Origin of the sequence: Luteimonas rhizosphaerae, from assembly GCF_002849595.1 — a bacterium.
GTDB lineage: Bacteria > Pseudomonadota > Gammaproteobacteria > Xanthomonadales > Xanthomonadaceae > Luteimonas > Luteimonas cellulosilyticus.
On record NZ_NRQR01000022.1, the window covers coordinates 92171 to 108906 of the forward strand.

Sequence of the window (16736 nt, forward strand, 5' to 3'; positions counted from 1 at the left end):
CGACGCGCACTTCAGCCGCCGACAGGCAGGCCGCGGGTATCCTCGCTCCCTCGTTCCGCCTGCCACGTCCACCGGGATCGCCATGACGCTCCGTACCGCACGCACCGCCCTGCTCGCCGCCTGCCTGGTCGTCGGCATCGCCGCGTGCGGCGGGTCGCGCGAGGTGAAGCCGGCCGCGCCCGTCGCGACGACGCCGACCGCGCCGGCACCGGTCGCGCCCGCGGTCCGCCCGGCGCGCATCGGGCTCGCGCTCGGCGGCGGCGCGGCGAAGGGCTTCGCGCACATCGGCGTCATCAAGATGCTCGAGGCCAACGGCATCCAGGCCGATGTCGTGGCCGGCACCAGCGCCGGCAGCGTGGTCGGTGCGCTGTACGCCAGCGGCATGGATCCCTTCCGGATGCAGGAACGCGCGGTCGCGCTCGACGAATCCAGCATCCGCGACGTGCGCCTGTTCTCCGGGGGCCTGGTGCAGGGCGTCGCGCTGCAGGACTACGTCAACCGCGAAGTCGACAACCGCACGCTGGACCGCATGCGCATTCCGTTCGCGGCGGTGGCGACGCGGCTGGAGACCGGTGATCGCGTGGTGTTCGTGCGCGGCAACACCGGCCAGGCGGTGCGCGCGTCGAGCAGCGTGCCCGGTGTGTTCGAACCGGTGAAGATCGGCGATCGCCACTACGTCGACGGCGGCGTGGTCAGCCCGGTGCCGGTCGATGCGGCGCGCCAGCTCGGCGCCGACCTCGTCATCGCCGTCGACATCTCCAGCAAGGCCAGCGGCGTGATGCCCGGCAGCATGCTCGGCATCGTCAACCAGTCGATCGCGATCATGGGCCAGAACCTCGGCCGCCAGGAACTCGCCCGCGCCGATGTCGTCATCCGCCCGCAGGTCGCCGACATCGGGCCGGCCAGTTTCGAACAGCGCAACGCCGCGATCCTGCAGGGCGAACGCGCGGCGCTTGCGGCGATGCCGCAGATCCGCGCGGCGATCGCCGAGTTCGAGCGTGCGCGCATCGCGGCCCGCACGCCGCCGCCGGTCGAAGCACCGGCACCGGTCGATATCGACTGCGGCGGCAGCTGGGTGCGCCGGCTCAATCCGTTCGCGAAGGATCCCGCCTGCTGACGGTGTGAGACGGCCGCGACGCATCGACCGGATGGCGTCGCCGCACACGAGACGTGATTTACGCGCGAGTCGTCGGGAGACGCAAAAAATGCCGCGCAGACAGGCTGATGAACACGCACGCGATGCGGTTGCATTCACCGTGGCGCGACGTGCGCGCATGCCACGATGTCTGCGAACCGGACACGATGTCCGCTGCGTGATCCGCGGCATCGTCGATCGCAGACCTCCTTTCCGACCTCCGCCAGGCGCCGTGCTGCGTGCCTGGCGATCGGCCTGCGACAGTCCGGTCGCCGCCACCGCGCGGGGCCCGCAACGGGTGCCGCTTGACCGTCGAACCGGCGCGCATTGCGCGTGCACCCCCTGCGAGGAGAGAGATCCATGCCACCCACCACTCTGGGCCGACAGCTCGAAATGAGCCTCGGCACCTACCTGCCCAGCGTGCTCGGCGCCGTCGCGATCCTGATCGTCGGCCTGATCATCGCGCTGTTCGTCCGCGGCGCGATCCGCAACGGCCTGCACCGCCTGCGCGTCAACGAGCGCGTCAACAGCCAGACCGCGTCGCATCTGGATGTCGCGAAGATCGGCGCGTCGATCGGGTTCTGGTTCGTCCTCATCATCACCCTCATCGGCGTCTTCAGCGTCCTGCGCTTCGACGGGCTCTACGGGCCGTTCTCCGCGCTGGTCACCGAGGTGATGCTGTATCTGCCGCGCATCCTGCTGGCCGGCATCCTCGCGCTGGTCGCCTGGATCGTCGCCACCGTGCTGCGCGCCGGCATCAACCGCCTGATGGCCGCCGGCCACTGGGACGAGAAGCTGTCGGCCTCGGCCGGCGTCAAGCCGATCTCGGCCGTGCTCGGCAACGTCGTCTACTGGCTGGTGCTGCTGCTGTTCCTGCCGGCGATCGTCGGCGCGCTGCGCATCGAAGGCCTGATGCTGCCGCTGTCGGACATGACCGCGCAATTCACCGCCGCGCTGCCGAACATCTTCGCCGCGATCGTCATCGGCCTCGTCGGCTGGCTGGTCGCCAAGGTGCTGCAGGGCCTGGTGACGAACCTGCTGGCCGCGTCGGGCGTCGACCGCTACAGCAACCGCGAGCACCTGACCGAAGGCGTGAAGCTGTCGCAGCTCGGCGGCACGCTGGTGTTCATCCTCGTCATCGTACCGACGCTGATCGCGGCGCTGGACGCGCTGGCGATCCGTGCGATCTCCGCGCCGGCGAGCGAGATGCTGGGGCTGTTCCTGACCGCGGTGCCGAACATCCTGGCCGCGGCGCTGATCCTGATCGTCGCCTGGTTCCTCGGCCGCTTCGTCGCGGGCCTGCTGACGCGCCTGCTGGAGAACCTCGGCGTGGACGGCATTCCCGCGCGTCTCGGCCTGGGCCATCTGTTCGCGTCGACGCCGGCCCCCGCCACCGTGTCGCCGGTCGACAGCGGGCTCGCGAGCGCCGATCCGGTCGCCGCTGCCGGCACGCCCGAACCCGGTCTGCCGATCGGTGCCGATCCGATCGCGCCCGCCCAGGTCGTGACGCCGCGGCCCGCGGGCCTGGCCGCGTTCGTCGGCCGCGTCGCGCTGTTCTTCATCCTGCTGTTCGCGACCGTGGAAGCCGCGCATCGCCTGGGCTTCACCGGCGTGCGCGATCTGCTGGCGACGTTCATCGCGTTCGGCGGCGACATCCTGCTCGGCGCGGTGATCCTGGTCGTCGGCTACTGGCTGGCGGATCTGGCGGCGCGTGCGATCCAGCGCGCGAATCCGGACGGCACGCCGGGACTGGCGCGCATCGCACGCGTGGCGATCATCGGCCTGGTGCTGGCGATGGGGCTGCGCGCGATGGGCATCGCCGACGACATCGTCAACCTCGCCTTCGGCCTGGTGCTGGGCGCCGTCGCGATCGCGGTCGCGCTGGCCTTCGGCCTCGGCGGACGCGATGCGGCGGGCAAGGTCACCGACCGCTGGGCGAAGGACTACCTGGACCGTCGCGAGCGCGACGACCGCCTGCCCTGACGCCGACGCGCGTCGCCCTGTCATGACGCACGGGCCCGCCCTCTGGCGGGCCCGTTGCGTTTGCGCCGGGCGGTGCCAGATACGTGAGACCGTCGTGCCCGCGGACCCTTCGCCATGCGCGGTCGGATTCGCAGTCCGGCACGCGCGGCGAGGTCGTGCGTTGCGGCAGCGCGGGTCGCCGCAGCGACGGTCGGTGGCAGCCGGCAGCCCGGACGACGTGTGCGTTCCCGCCGAAGGGTCGCGCCGGCCTGCGTGACGTCTCCGGACGACGGCGCGCGCCTCGTGTCGCAGCTTCGGATCGCGTCACGCCGCGACACCGCATCGCGCCGCGCGCGGCGCAGCCCGCGCCTCACTCCGGCGGCAGGTCCTCGCGTACGCGCAGGAAGCGCGCGAACCGTGGCAGGCCGGTCGCGGTCAGGCCGTTGTAGCGATAGGTCACCCAGCTGCCGATGGACGGTGGCGCCGCACGCTGGGCGTCGGTGAAGCCGCTGCCGAGCCGGAAACGACGGCCGTCGCGCTGTTCGACGACCAGTGCGCCGAGCAGGCCGCTGTACTTGCCCTTGCCCGGCGTGTGCCCGACGACGCGGGCCTCGGCATCGTCGTGCGGTTTGTACTTCAGCAACGCATCGCTGCGCCCGATGCGGTAGTGCGCGTCGCGGTGATGCAGCATCAAGCCTTCGCCGCCAGCGGCGACGACCTCGCGCAGATGCGCGTCGAGCTGCTCGCGGCTGGCGAAGCGACGCTGCGCCGCGACCTGCAGCGACGGGTTGCGCGCGTCCGCGACCAGCGCCCGCATCGCATCGACACGTTCGGCGAACGGGCCTGCATGCCCCGGTAGATCGAACACCAGGAAGCGCACCTCTCGCCACAGCGGATCGTCGGCGCGCTGCGTGCGCGACAGCACGCTGACCGCCTCGAAGCGGCCGCGCGCGAGCCACAGTTCCCCATCCAGTGGCGTGGCCGGCCAGCCACGGACGAAGGCCGCCGGCACGTCGATGCGATGGCCGCCCCGGGTCCACAGCGCGCGTCCATCCCAGCGCCCGCGCACGCCGTCGTATTTCTCGCTGACCAGGTAGGCGGGCACGTCGATGGCATCGTGCGCACTCGAGGCCAGCATCAACCGTGGCGGCGTGGCCGGCTGGGCGGACACGGGCAGCGCACCGCTCCAGGCGGCGCACCACAGCAGCAGGACGACGAGGTGCAGGCGCATGCGCGGACTCCGGAGCACGGGACCCGCAGCGTCGCGCGGCACGGCACGCGCCGGTATCGGAAGAGCGCAGACGGTGGCGTCGGAATCCGCCCGCGCGGGCCCGGGCGTTCGCCGCCGGTGCACGCGCACCCGGCCGCGTCGCCATCGTGTGCGCCGCGGCAAACGTCGGTGCGCTCGTCGCGACGCGCGGCCGCTCGTGCGCACTGGAGCGCTGCCCGCGCAGGACATCGCGTGCGTCGGCCCCCGACACGACGACGCCGGCACGGGGCCGGCGTCGGTCGCATCACGTGGCGGCCGTCAGAACGGCAGCTTGAGCGCCGGGTCGAGGGCGAGCAGCTGCTCGCGGAACAGCGCCTGGATGCGCTGCAGCGCCTCGCGCGTATCGGCGTCGAAGCGCAGCACCAGCACCGGCGTGGTGTTGGATGCGCGCACCAGGCCCCAGCCGTCCGGCCAGTCGGCGCGCACGCCGTCGATGTCGGACAGGCGCGCACCCTCGAACGCGGCATTGGCCTGCACCCGAGCGACGAAGCTGTGCGGGTCGCCATTGGGCGCGTCGACCTTGATCTCCGGCGTCGAGATGCCGTTCGGCAGCGCCTTCAGCACCGCGGACGGATCGTCGTCGACGGCCAGGATCTCGAGCAGGCGCGCAGCGGCGTAAATGCCGTCGTCGAAGCCGTACCAGCGCTCGGCGAAGAAGAAGTGGCCGCTCATCTCGCCGGCCAGCTCGGCGCCGGTCTCGCGCATCTTGGCCTTGATCAGCGAATGCCCCGTCTTCCACATCAGCGGGCTGCCGCCGTGGCGCAGCACGTGGCCCGGCAGGCGCCCGGTGCACTTCACGTCGAACACGATCATCGCGCCGGGGTTGCGCTCCAGCACGTCGGCCGCGAACAGCATCAGCAGGCGGTCGGGATAGATGTTCTCGCCATCCCGGGTGACCACGCCGAGGCGGTCGCCGTCGCCGTCGAAGGCGATGCCGAGGTCCGCGTCGAAGCGCGCGACGGTCTGGATCAGGTCTTCGAGGTTGTGCGCGTCGCTGGGATCGGGATGGTGGTTCGGGAAGGTGCCGTCGATCTCGCAGAACAGCGGGATGACCTCGGCGCCGATCGCCTCGAGCACGCGCGGCCCGAGCTCGCCGGCGACACCGTTGCCGGCATCGACGACGATCTTCAGCGGCCGCGCGATCTGGATGTCGCCGGCGATGCGCTCGACGTAGTCGGCGCTGATGTCGCGTTCGCTCAGGCCGCCCGGTTGCGGCGCGGTGTGCAGGCGGTCGTCGGCGACGCGCGCATGCAGGTCCATGATCGCGTCGCCCGACAGCGTCTCGCCGCCGACGACGATCTTGAAGCCGTTGTAGTCCGGCGGGTTGTGGCTGCCGGTCAGCGAGATGCAGCAACCGGTACGCAGGTGGTAGGCGCCGAAATAGATCAGCGGCGTCGGCGCCATGCCGATGTCGATGACGTTGCGGCCGGCCTTGCGCAGGCCGGCGATGAGGCCGGCGCTCAGGTCCGGACCGGACAGGCGACCGTCGCGGCCGACGACGATGTCGGTCAGGTCCTGCTCGCGCATCAGCGAGCCCACCGACTGGCCGATCAGTTCGGCCACGCCGGCATCGAGGGTCTGGCCGACGATGCCGCGGATGTCGTAGGCACGGAAAATATCGCGATCGAGCATGACGTTCGAAACCTTCTTCTTCGGGGGATCGGCGGCCGCCACCACCGGCAACGGCGGGGGTGCGCCGTCTTCGGGGGCCGGCGCCTGCAGCGATTCGGCGAACGTCGGCGAGGCATCGTCGCTGGCGCGTGCCGGTTGCAGGCGGGCGGGCAACCGCCACGCAAGGTACGCAAGCACGAGTAACAGCAGCGCGAAACCGAACAGCGGCATGACCCCGAGGCCAAGCGGCGCGGCCGCGACCGACGGCACCGCGGCGACGATGCGCAGGCCGGTGCCCGGCACCGGCGCGCCGAGGCGTTCGGCGACGTTGACCAGCTCGGTGTTGCCGCGCGCGAGCAGGGTCACGTTGCTCTGGCGCAGGCCGAGGAAGATCGCCTCGTCGACGTCGACGCCCGCCAGGCCCGCGGTCGCGCGCGTCAGCGGCAGCCGCACCAGGGCCACGCCGGCCAGCGTCTCACCGGCGCGCGCGGGCGCCGCCAGCGCGACGCGCGGGGCGCCTTCGTGCTGCACCACCCGCAGCACCGGCGCGTTCTCGATCAGCGCCGCTTCCAGCGCGGCGAGCTCGCCGAAACCGCCGTCGTCGAGCGCCGCGTAGCGCGTGCGCAGATCCGCCGGCACCACCTGCACCGCTTCGGCCTGGGCCCAGTCGGTGCCGAGCGCACGCGCGGCCGCCGCGAGGTCGCCGGCGCCGAGCGCGGCCTGGACCGGCGCGGAGGCGAGCCGCGTGTCCAGTTGCGCGAGATCGCCGGCCAGCAGTTGCCGGGTCGAGGCCACGGCGGCGTCGCGCGTGGTCTGGGCGCTGCTCACGCGCTGCTCGTACTGCATCTGCCGCCAGCCGCTCCAGGCCAGCCACGCGGCCAGCAGCACCAGCGCGGCGGCCAGCAGCGGGGCGAACGGGCGCAGCTGCGCCAGCAGGGCGCGCGTCTTGCGCGGTTCGGTGTCGCTCATCGTGTGCTCCCCTGTCAGCGGACGCCGGTATGGCCGAACCCCCCGGCCCCGCGCGACGTGTCGGCGAAAGTATCCACCACATTCAGGGTCGCACGCACGACCGGCAACACGACCAGTTGCGCGATCCGGTCGCCGGGTTCGACGGTGAAGGCGTCCTTGCCGCGGTTCCACACGCTGATCAGCAGCGGACCCTGGTAATCGGCATCGATCAGGCCGGTGCCGTTGCCCAGCACGATGCCGTGCTTGTGGCCCAGGCCCGAACGCGGCAGCACGACCGCGCACAGATCGGGCGCGCCGATATGGATCGCCAGACCCGACGGCACCAGCGCGGTGTCGCCCGGCAGCAGGGTCAGCGCCTCGTCGAGCGCGGCGCGCAGGTCGAGCCCGGCGCTGGCCTCGGTCGCATAGGCCGGCAGGGGCCATTGCTGGCCGAAGCGGGCATCGAGGACGCGGACATCGAGCACGTGGGCGCGGGCGGTCATGGGCGAAGCTCCGGAGCGAGGTGTTCGGCGATCAGCGCGATCAGGTCGGCGGCGACGGCGGTCTTCGGCCCCGGCCCCAGCGTGCGCACGCCGGCGGCGCCGTGCACGGCGAGCAGGTTGTCGTCGGACTCGAAGCCGCCGCCGGGCGCGCCGACCCGGTTGGCGGCGATGAGGTCGACGCCCTTGGCGAGGCGCTTGGCCTGGGCGTTGGCATCGACGTCCTCGGTCTCGGCGGCGAAGCCGACGACCAGGCGCGGCCGGTGCGCGGCGCGCGCGACGTCCGCGAGCACGTCGGCGGTGCGCACCAGCTGCAGGGTCAGGCCGTCCTCGCCCGGCACTTTCTTGATCTTGTGCGCGGCGACGCGCTGCGGGGTGAAGTCGGCGATCGCGGCGGCGCCGACGTAGACATCGGCCGGCAGGGCGGCGAACACCGCGGCATGCATCTGCGCGGCGGAACGCACGTCGACGCGCTGCACGCCCGGTGGCGTCGCCAACGCCACCGGACCGGCGACCAGCACGACCTCGGCGCCGGCGGCGACGGCCGCGGCGGCGACCGCGAACCCCATCTTGCCGCTGCTGCGGTTGCCGAGAAACCGGACCGGATCGAGGTCTTCGAAGGTCGGCCCGGCGCTGACGACGACGCGGCGGCCGGCGAGCGCTGCGGTCATGCCGGCAGGGCCGCGACGATCGCGTCCGGCTCGGCCAGGCGGCCGGGACCGGATTCGCCTTCGGCCAGCGGCCCGTCGTCGGGGCCGATGATCTGGGCACCGCGCGCGCGCAGCAGCGCGATGTTGGCCTGCGTCGCCGGATGCAGCCACATGCGGTGGTTCATCGCCGGACACACGGTCAGCGGCGCGGTCGTCGCCAGGCACAGCGTGGTCACGAGATTGTCGGCGAACCCGTGCGCGAGCTTGGCCAGGGTGTTCGCGGTCGCCGGCGCGACGACGACGCGCGTCGCCCAGCGCGCGAGCTCGATGTGACCCATCGCGGCCTCGGCGTTCGCGTCCCACAGCGACGTGCGCACCGCCGCACCCGAGACCGCCTGGAACGTCGCCGTGGACACGAAGCGCTGCGCGCTGTCGGTCATCGCCACCTGCACCTCGGCGCCGGCGTCGCGCAGCCGGCGCACCAGGTCGGCGGCCTTGTACGCGGCGATACCGCCACAGACGCACAACAGGAGGCGCTGCCCCTGCAGCGGGGTCGGGCGAGCCGTCATCTGGGGAAATTCCTACCGCCAATCCGGCCGCCAGCTTACCCGAAGCCACGCCCCGGCCCGGCTGTTTGAGCGCCGCGACGACGCTGCAATGAACGCTTCCGCCGGCATCCCGGCGTGCGCGACGCCCTTCCCCTGCGACGGCGCCGCCGCGATGCCGGCATTCCCCGGAATGCGCCATGCACATCCGCGAATGGCCGGTCGACGAACGCCCCCGCGAGAAGCTGCTCGGCCGCGGCGCCGCGGCGCTGTCAGACGCGGAACTGCTCGCGATCTTCCTCGGCTCGGGCCTGCGCGGCCAGGACGCGGTGTCGACGGCCCGCCAGCTGCTGGCGGCACACGGGCCACTGCGCGCCCTGCTCGACCGGGGTCCCGAGGGCCTGGCGGCGTTGCCCGGGCTCGGCCCCGCGCGCGCCTGCGCGCTGACCGCCGCGCTGGAACTCGGCAACCGGGTGCTGGCCTCGGATCTGCAGCGCGGCGACGCGATGACCGATCCGGCCGCCGCCGGTCGCTACTTCTCGCAGCGCCTGCGCGCGTTCCCGCACGAGGTGTTCGCCGTGCTGTTCCTCGATACCCGCCACCGCGCGCTCGGCTTCGAGGAGCTGTTCCGCGGCACCATCGACGGCGCCGAGGTGCACGCGCGCGAAGTCGTCCGCCGCGCGCTGGCGCACAACGCCGCGGCGGTGATCGTCGGTCACAACCACCCCAGCGGCAGCCGCGAGCCCAGCGCCGCCGACCGCGCGGTGACCGCGCAGCTCAAGCAGGCGCTGGCGCTGGTCGACGTGCGCCTGCTCGACCATTTCGTCGTCGGCGACGGCGCGGCGGTCTCGCTGGCGGCGCGCGGGTGGGTGTAGCGCGTTGAGCGGGCGTCGCTGCGCGCCAGCGTGACGTCCCCGCGAACCGCCACGCGTCGCGCTGATCGTGCGGCAGGGGCCGTATCCCGGCGATCGAGGGTATGCCGCTGCGGACCGCCACGCACCGCGGCCCGCAGCGTCCCGTACAGTCCGCTCGCGTACAATGGCCGGCCGTTGAATCGCGACACCATCCGCCCGTGAAATCCCAGCTCCGCGCCCTGATCGAGCCCCGCATCGAGCAGGCGATTGCCGCCCTGCGCGACCAGGGCATCCTGCCCGCCGACTTTGTCACGCCCGACTTCGTCGTCGAGCGTCCGAAGGACCGCAGCCATGGCGACGCGTCGACCAATGCCGCGATGCTGCTGGCGCGTCACGCGACCCAGAACGGCGCGCGCAGCAATCCGCGTGCGGTGGCGCAGGCACTGGTCGCGGCGATCCCGGCCGACGACGACATCGCCTCGATCGAGATCGCGGGCCCGGGTTTCCTGAATTTCCGGCTGACCCCGGCCGCCTGGCAACGCCAGCTGGTCGCCGCAGCTACGGCCGCAATGCCAGCGGCGGCGCGCGCACGGCGGGCGTCGAGTACGTGTCGGCCAACCCGACCGGTCCGCTGCATGTCGGCCACGGCCGCGCGGCGGTGATCGGCGACTGCATCGCGCGGGTGCTCGATGCCAACGGCTGGCACGTCAAACGCGAGTTCTACTACAACGATGCCGGCGTGCAGATCGAGAATCTCGCCCTGTCGGTGCAGGCGCGCGCGAAGGGCCTGACGCCCGACGACGCCGGCTGGCCGGAAGCGGGCTATCGCGGCGATTACATCGGCGATGTCGCCCGCGCGTATCTCGATGGCGCGGTCGTCGACATCGAAGGCCACACGATCACCGGCGCCGGCGATGCCGACGACCTCGACGCGATCCGCCGTTTCTCGGTCGCGTGGCTGCGCCGCGAACAGAACGGCGACCTCGCCGCGTTCGGCGTGGCGTTCGACGTCTATTTCCTCGAGTCGTCGCTGTACGCCGACGGCAAGGTGGAGGAAACCGTGCGCGAGCTCGTCGCCCACGGCCACACCTACGAGGAAGGCGGCGCGCTGTGGCTGCGCAGCACCGACTACGGTGATGACAAGGACCGCGTGATGCGCAAGTCCGACGGCACCTACACCTACTTCGTGCCCGACGTCGCCTATCACCTCAGCAAGTGGCAGCGCGGCTATGCGCGCGCGATCACCGAGCTCGGCGCCGACCACCACGGCTCGCTGGCCCGCGTGCGCGCCGGCCTGCAGGCGCTCGATGCCGGCATCCCGGCCGGTTATCCCGAGTACGTGCTGCACCAGATGGTCACGGTGATGCGCGGCGGCGAGGAAGTGAAGCTGTCCAAGCGCGCCGGCAGCTACCTCACGCTGCGCGACCTGATCGACGAGGCCGGGCGCGATGCGACGCGCTGGTTCCTGGTCGCGCGCAAGCCGGATTCGCAGCTGGTGTTCGACATCGACCTGGCGCGCAGCCAGTCGCTCGACAACCCGGTCTACTACGTGCAGCTGTCGCATGCGCGCATCTGCGGCCTGCTGCGCCAGCTGACCGAGCGCGGCCTCGCGTTCGACCTGCAGAACGGCATGGCGCAGCCGCTGGACATGGACGACGTCGCGATGCGCGACGTGCTGATCGACCTGTCGCGCTGGCCCGAGATCGTCGCCGTCGCCGGCGCCCAGCTCGAGCCGCACCTGGTCGCGACCTATCTGCTGGAACTGGCCCAGGCGTTCCAGACCTACTACAACGACCACCAGTTCCTGGTCGACGATGCCGACGTGCGCGATGCGCGTCTGGCGCTGGCACTGGCGGTCCGCCAGGTGCTTGCCAACGGCCTGGCCCTGCTCGGCGTCCACGCCCCGGAGGCGATGTAATGGCAGCACGACGCGGTAAATCGCAGGCCCGCCGCAGCGGCGGCAGTTCCGGCGGCCTCCCCGGCTGGGCGTGGATGATCATCGGCATCGTCATCGCGCTGGTCGTGGTGCTGGCCGCGCCGCGGCTGCTCAAGCCCGACAGCGAGGACGGTTTCTTCCGTCCGCGGCCGAATCCCGATGCGCAGCCGCAGGCCGGCGCGCTGGACGAAGCGGACATGGACGCGCCCGCGGCGACGCCCGAACCGCAGCCGCGCCCCGCCGGCCAGGCACCGGCCGCCGCGTCGACCGACTACGATTTCTACACGATGCTGCCCGAGCAGGAAGTCGCGATGAGCGACGCCGAACTCGCCGCCAGCGCCCGCGCCGAAGCCGAACGCCAGCAGCGCGCCGAGCAGCAGCAGGCCGCCTTGCAGGCGCGCAATCCCGACGCGGCGGATCTCGCCAGCGACGCCCCGGCCGACGGCCCGCGCCCGCTGTCCGAAACGCCAGCGACGCCGCCGCGCACGACGGCCGCCGCGTCGACCACGCCGGGCGCAGCCGCCACAGGCGATGCCCGCTATCTGCTGCAGGCCGGCTCGTTCAGCGGCTCCGGCGATGCCGAAGCGCTGAAGGCGCGGATCGCCCTGCTCGGCCTGAGCGCGCGCGTCGAGTCCGGCCAGGCCAACGGCCGCACGGTCTACCGCGTGCGCATGGGGCCCTACGGCACCGCGACCGAGCTCGCCGAGGCCAAGCAGGGCGGAGCGCGCCGTGGCGCTCGCCCACGTCAGCGGGAGCCTCCGCGCAGGCTGGTGTGGGCGACGGGCGTTCGCAAAGTGCCCGCTGCCGCTGTCGTTCCGCAGCTCGACATCGCGTGCTCGTCCCGGCGCAATCGGTGGGGCAAGGACCGCACGTCCACCGTCTACCGGGCAGCACCGCCCCACCCGCAGAGTGAGAACGGGCACGCTGCACGCGTCGTCATGAGGACCGCGGGCCGCGCGTGCGCCTGCCAGCGCCGGAGCAGGAAATCGGCGATGTTCCGGCGGCCTTGCCGCGCCGTGCGCTCGACGCGCCGGATCCACGGCGTCGGCCCGGGCGCGTCGCATCACCTGTTCATCGGTCGCACGCACCATCCCGGCGCACCGCCCGGGAGTTCGCCGACGAGAACGCCAGGCGTTTCAGCCTGCCCGTTCCGTGCGGCGCGTCGCAGCGGTGTCGCAGCCCGCGCGATGCCCCGGCCGGACACTGGCGTCCTACCGGAGACCTCCCATGGTGATCGAAGCCGCCCTCGTCAAACCCGTCGTCGACGCGCTGCTGGTGCTGTTCCAGCAGGGCAGCGACCTGAAACTCAAACACAACGCGCAGGCCGCCGTCCGCGAGGCGATCCGCGAACTGCTGCAGGCCAATCCCGACGAGAACAAGGCGGCCGCGCGCATCGCGGTCGCGCGGGCGGCGGGCATCCTGTCGGAAGACGTGGTGCTGGCGGAGGACATGCTGCAGAAGCATCGCGCCACCCGCGCCCGGACCACCGGCAAGGGCGCGACCGGGCGCCGCCGGCACGCCGCGTCCGACCCCCCGGACGCGGAGGCGCCCCCGCCGCGCAAGGCCACGCGCAAACCCGTATCGGCGACCGGCGCCTCACGCTGAGCCTGCGACCGTGGTCGCCCTGCCGCCGCGGATGCAACCGACATGATCGACGTCATCGTGTTCACCGCCTCGACCGCCCTGTGGGCCCTCAGCGAAGCGTGGATCGGCCTGCGCCGGCGCGCGCCGGACCGCAGCCGCGATGCGGGCACCCTGTCGCGCCTGGTGCTGGTGATCGGCGGCTGCGTGGCGCTGGCCGCGGCCGTGTCGCTGTGGCCGCCGGCGCGCGCCCCGGACGACTGGCATCCCGTGCTGCGCTGGCTCGGCAGCGCGGTGATGCTGACCGGCATGGGGTTCCGCTGGTGGTCGATCCGTGTGCTGGCCGAGCACTTCACCGTCGATGTCGCGATCGCCGCCGACCATCGGCTGATCCGCAGCGGCCCCTACCGCCGGCTGCGGCATCCCTCGTACACCGGCCTGCTTCTCACGGTCGCAGGCTTCCTGTGCGCGCTCGGCAGCGGGCTGGCGCCGCTGGTGATCGCCTGGCCGTTGTGGGCCGCGCTGCGCCAGCGCATCCGTATCGAGGAAGCCGCGCTGTCGGAGGCGTTTCCGGTCGACTATCCCGCCTACGCGCGCACCACGCGGCGCCTGGTGCCGGGCGTCTGGTGATGGAATGCGGGCCGGTCCGCGCGGGCCGGGACCGCGGCCCAGCGGTTAAGCTGTCGCCCCCTGCCGCCCGCCGCATGGCCTGCACCGGTCGAAGCCGGCGGCGCTGTGCGATGCGGGCATCCGCTCCCGTCACGCCACTTCGAGACCGCCCATGACGACCTCCCCCACGACGCCGCTCAGCGACGCCGAGCTCGACCGGCTCGACGTGCTGCTCGACCGCTGCACGCATCCCGAGACCGGCCTCGGCAACCTGGAGATGCTCGATGGTTTCCTGTCGGCGCTCGCGGTCGGCCCGCTCGACGCGGCGCTGGACACGATGCTGCCGCTGGTCTGGGGCGAGGGCGACGTGCCGCGGCGCGATGCGCGGCAGACCCGCGAGGCCGAGGCGCTGATCGCGCGGCTGGCGGTCGAGGTCGAACACCGGATCCGCCACGATCCCGAGGACAGCACCGATCGCGAAGCGCTGATGCCGCTGCTGGGGTTGCCCGAGGTTGAGGGCGACGACACACCGGGCGCCGACGACGAGGCGCTGGACGACATCCCGGCCGACTTCCCGTTCGCGGCGGCCTGGGCCGCCGGCTTCCTGCGCGCCGCGGCCCAGCACGAGGACGCATGGGCCGCGTGGATGGAGGAGCACGAGACGATCGGCGACGATCTGGGTGCGATCACGCGACTGGCCCTCGTCGACACCGCCCAGCTCGACGATCCCGAACTGGCCGCCGAAGGCCTGCTGTCGCTCGACGAGCGGTTCGATCTGGCCTACGACCTGCCCGACGTGCTGCACGCCATGTACCTGCAGCGGCTGCACGACCGTCGGCCGGAGCCGGCGCGTCGCGCGGACGTGCCGGGACGCAACGATCCCTGCAGCTGCGGCAGCGGGAAGAAGTACAAGAAGTGCTGCGCGGACCAGACGCTGCATTGACCGCAACCGGAACCGTGCGCGCGCCGCGTGTGCGGCACACGGCGACCGGCACCGCGATGCCCACGCTTGCATGACCCACGAGACGCCGCGCGGACGCGCGACGCAGGAGATTCCGCGATGACCCGCACCATCCTCATCACTGGCGGCACGTCGGGCTTCGGCGCGGCCACCGTCGCGCGTTTCCTCGCCGGCGGCTGGCGCGTGATCGCGACCGGCCGCCGCGCCGAACGCCTGCAGGCGCTGGTCGAGGCGCACGGCAGCGAGCGCCTGCACACCGCCGCGTTCGACGTCCGCGACGACGCCGCGATGCATGCCGCGCTCGACGCGATTCCGACGGACTTCCGCGCCATCGACGCGCTGGTCAACAACGCCGGCCTCGCGCTCGGCACGGCGCCGGCGCAGCGCGCGGACCTGGCGCAATGGCGGCAGATGATCGACACCAACGTCACCGCGCTGGTCACGCTGACGCACGCGTTGCTGCCGACGTTGATCGAACGCCGCGGCGCGATCCTCAACGTCAGCTCGATCGCCGGCAGCTATCCCTACCCCGGCGGCAACACCTACGGCGGCACCAAGGCTTTCGTCACCCAGTTTTCGCTGGGCCTGCGCAGCGACCTGCACGGCACCGGCGTGCGCGTGACCTCGATCGAACCGGGCCTGGCCGAAACCGAGTTCACCCTCGTGCGCACCAGCGGCGACCAGGACGCGTCCGACTCGCTGTACACCGGTGCGCAGCCGATCGTCGCCGACGACATCGCCGACACCCTGTGGTGGGTCGCGAACCTGCCGCCGCACCTCAACATCAACCGGCTCGAAGTGATGCCGGTCAGCCAGTCGTTCGCGGGCTTCCAGATCCATCGCGACAAGTGATGCAACGCACGGCCGCGTGCGGGCGCGGCGTTGCTATATTGCGAATGCGCACTGACGCGCGCCCTGCCCGACAAGGCGTCGTTATGGTCCGGACCGCCTGCACCACTGCCCTTCTCATCCCGCTGCTGGCGGTGTCCACGACCGCGTGGGCCAACCCCGAGGTGGACCGCATGTTCGCCAGGCAGGACACCAATCGTGATGGTGTGATCGACCCGGCCGAAGCCCGTGCGGAGGCGGCCCGGGTGTTCCAAGAACTCGATGCGAACCGGAACGAGGTCCTGGCGATCGCCGAACTCGACCCGCAGATCGCCAAAGGCAGCCCGGGTGACGTCGGATTTCCACCTGACATCCACGTCGTGCTGCGACAGACGACGATGCAGCGCTGGGATGCCAATGGCGATGGCGGGGTCACGCTCGCAGAACTGCAACAGGCCTTCGTGCGGGACCTGCTGACGGCGGACCACGACGGCGACGGCAAGGTCACGCGGGCGGAACTGGTCCGCATGCACCAGGGCGTCGTCGCGCCGACGCGCTGACGCCGCTGCGGACGGTGAATCGTCCGCAGCGGGACGGGCCGCCTGCGTCGACGTTCCCGCTTACTGCTGCGGCGCCCAGACGAACCCGTCGTCGCGCCGCGTGATCTGGCCCAGACCCGGGAACGGGAAATGCGGCGAGGCGACGATGATTCCGCTGTCGGCCGCGCGCGCCAGCAGCGCCTCGCGGCTGGCTTCCGCCACCGGCGCATCGCCGTCGAACGCGATCGTCCATTGCGGGCGCTGCACCGACACCGCGAAATGGTGCGCGGCGTCGCCGATGTAGAGCAGGCGTGCGTCGCCATCGACGATCTCGTAGGCGCTGTGGCCGGGCGTATGTCCGTCGACGGCGATCGCGGTCACGCCCGGCACGACCTCGGCGCCGGGCGCGAAGGCGTCGACCTGCGCGGTGATCGCCGTCGCCAGCGCGGCGCGCTCGGTGTCGGCCTGCAACGCCTGCCACTCGGGCGCCGACATGCGGATACGCGCGTTGGGGAAGGCCGGGGCACCGGACGCGTCGAGCAGGCCGCCGATGTGGTCGGGATGCGCATGGCTGATCAGGATGTCGGTCACCTCGCCCGGTTCGACGCCGGCCGCACGCAGCGCCTGCGGCAGCCGGCCCGCGTCCGCGAACGCGGCGTCGCCGGCGCCGGTGTCGAACAGCAGCACGCGCGCGCCGCTGCGCACCAGCAGGGCCTGCACGCCGAGATGCACGGTGTCGGTCGGCGCGCCGGCCGCGGCGAGGACCGCGTCGACATCGGCCTTCGGTTCGCCGACCGCGAGCGTCGT

The 16736-nt window shown here is 72.4% G+C and carries 12 protein-coding genes and 3 pseudogenes; 10 read left to right on the top strand and 5 right to left on the bottom strand.

From position 1 onward, the window contains the following. Positions 1-82: 82 nt before the first annotated feature. Positions 83-1117, top strand: a complete 1035-nt coding sequence (locus tag CJ022_RS11435) for a patatin-like phospholipase family protein (protein ID WP_101926779.1) — start codon at positions 83-85, stop codon at positions 1115-1117. Positions 1118-1495: 378 nt separating this feature from the next. Next, entirely contained in the window at positions 1496-3118 is a 1623-nt protein-coding gene (locus CJ022_RS11440) for a mechanosensitive ion channel (protein ID WP_101926780.1), read from the top strand. 349 nt (positions 3119-3467) lie between these two features. Here CJ022_RS11440 and CJ022_RS11445 read toward each other — a convergent pair whose 3' ends face one another. The 4 genes and pseudogenes from CJ022_RS11445 to coaBC form a co-directional block, all read right to left on the bottom strand. Next, complete coding sequence (locus tag CJ022_RS11445; RefSeq protein ID WP_101926781.1) at positions 3468-4328, bottom strand: DNA ligase; 861 nt, start codon at positions 4326-4328, stop codon at positions 3468-3470. A gap of 297 nt (positions 4329-4625) precedes the next feature. After that, positions 4626-6947 (bottom strand): phosphomannomutase/phosphoglucomutase, encoded by a 2322-nt coding sequence (locus tag CJ022_RS11450; protein WP_101926782.1) that lies wholly within the window; start codon positions 6945-6947, stop codon positions 4626-4628. 14 nt (positions 6948-6961) lie between these two features. After that, a complete protein-coding gene (dut, locus tag CJ022_RS11455) occupies positions 6962-7429 on the bottom strand; it encodes a dUTP diphosphatase (protein ID WP_101926783.1) in 468 nt (155 codons plus the stop codon). After that, positions 7426-8645 (bottom strand): annotated as a pseudogene (gene coaBC, locus CJ022_RS11460) (bifunctional phosphopantothenoylcysteine decarboxylase/phosphopantothenate--cysteine ligase CoaBC). The gene dut and the pseudogene coaBC overlap by 4 nt, the downstream one beginning before the upstream one ends. Positions 8646-8821: 176 nt before the next feature. Between coaBC and radC the strand changes: the two are divergent. The 8 genes and pseudogenes from radC to CJ022_RS11500 all read left to right on the top strand — a co-directional run bounded on the left by radC (position 8822) and on the right by CJ022_RS11500 (position 15950). After that, on the top strand, positions 8822-9496 hold the full coding sequence (gene radC, locus CJ022_RS11465; RefSeq protein ID WP_101926784.1) for a RadC family protein: 675 nt from the start codon (positions 8822-8824) through the stop codon (positions 9494-9496). A 218-nt stretch (positions 9497-9714) separates the two neighbouring features. Then, positions 9715-11393 (top strand): annotated as a pseudogene (gene argS, locus CJ022_RS11470) (arginine--tRNA ligase). After that, a pseudogene (locus CJ022_RS11475) lies at positions 11393-12127 on the top strand (SPOR domain-containing protein); the annotation flags it as partial. The pseudogenes argS and CJ022_RS11475, both read left to right, overlap by 1 nt. Before the next feature lie 511 nt (positions 12128-12638). After that, on the top strand, positions 12639-13016 hold the full coding sequence (locus CJ022_RS11480) for a hypothetical protein (RefSeq protein WP_101926785.1): 378 nt from the start codon (positions 12639-12641) through the stop codon (positions 13014-13016). 42 nt (positions 13017-13058) lie between these two features. Further along, positions 13059-13622 carry a methyltransferase family protein gene (locus CJ022_RS11485; protein ID WP_101926786.1) on the top strand — a complete coding sequence of 188 codons (564 nt, stop codon included), beginning with the start codon at positions 13059-13061 and terminating at the stop codon, positions 13620-13622. Positions 13623-13773: 151 nt separating this feature from the next. Then, positions 13774-14544, top strand: a complete 771-nt coding sequence (locus tag CJ022_RS17550) for a UPF0149 family protein (protein ID WP_101926787.1) — start codon at positions 13774-13776, stop codon at positions 14542-14544. Between the two features lie 117 nt (positions 14545-14661). Next, a complete protein-coding gene (locus tag CJ022_RS11495; protein ID WP_101926788.1) occupies positions 14662-15414 on the top strand; it encodes an SDR family NAD(P)-dependent oxidoreductase in 753 nt (250 codons plus the stop codon). Between the two features lie 83 nt (positions 15415-15497). After that, positions 15498-15950 carry an EF-hand domain-containing protein gene (locus CJ022_RS11500; protein WP_101926789.1) on the top strand — a complete coding sequence of 151 codons (453 nt, stop codon included), beginning with the start codon at positions 15498-15500 and terminating at the stop codon, positions 15948-15950. 60 nt (positions 15951-16010) lie between these two features. On the opposite strand, the gene CJ022_RS11505 is transcribed toward CJ022_RS11500, so the two are convergent. Continuing rightward, positions 16011-16736: MBL fold metallo-hydrolase (locus CJ022_RS11505; protein WP_101926790.1), on the bottom strand; the 726-nt coding region annotated here is incomplete at its 5' end.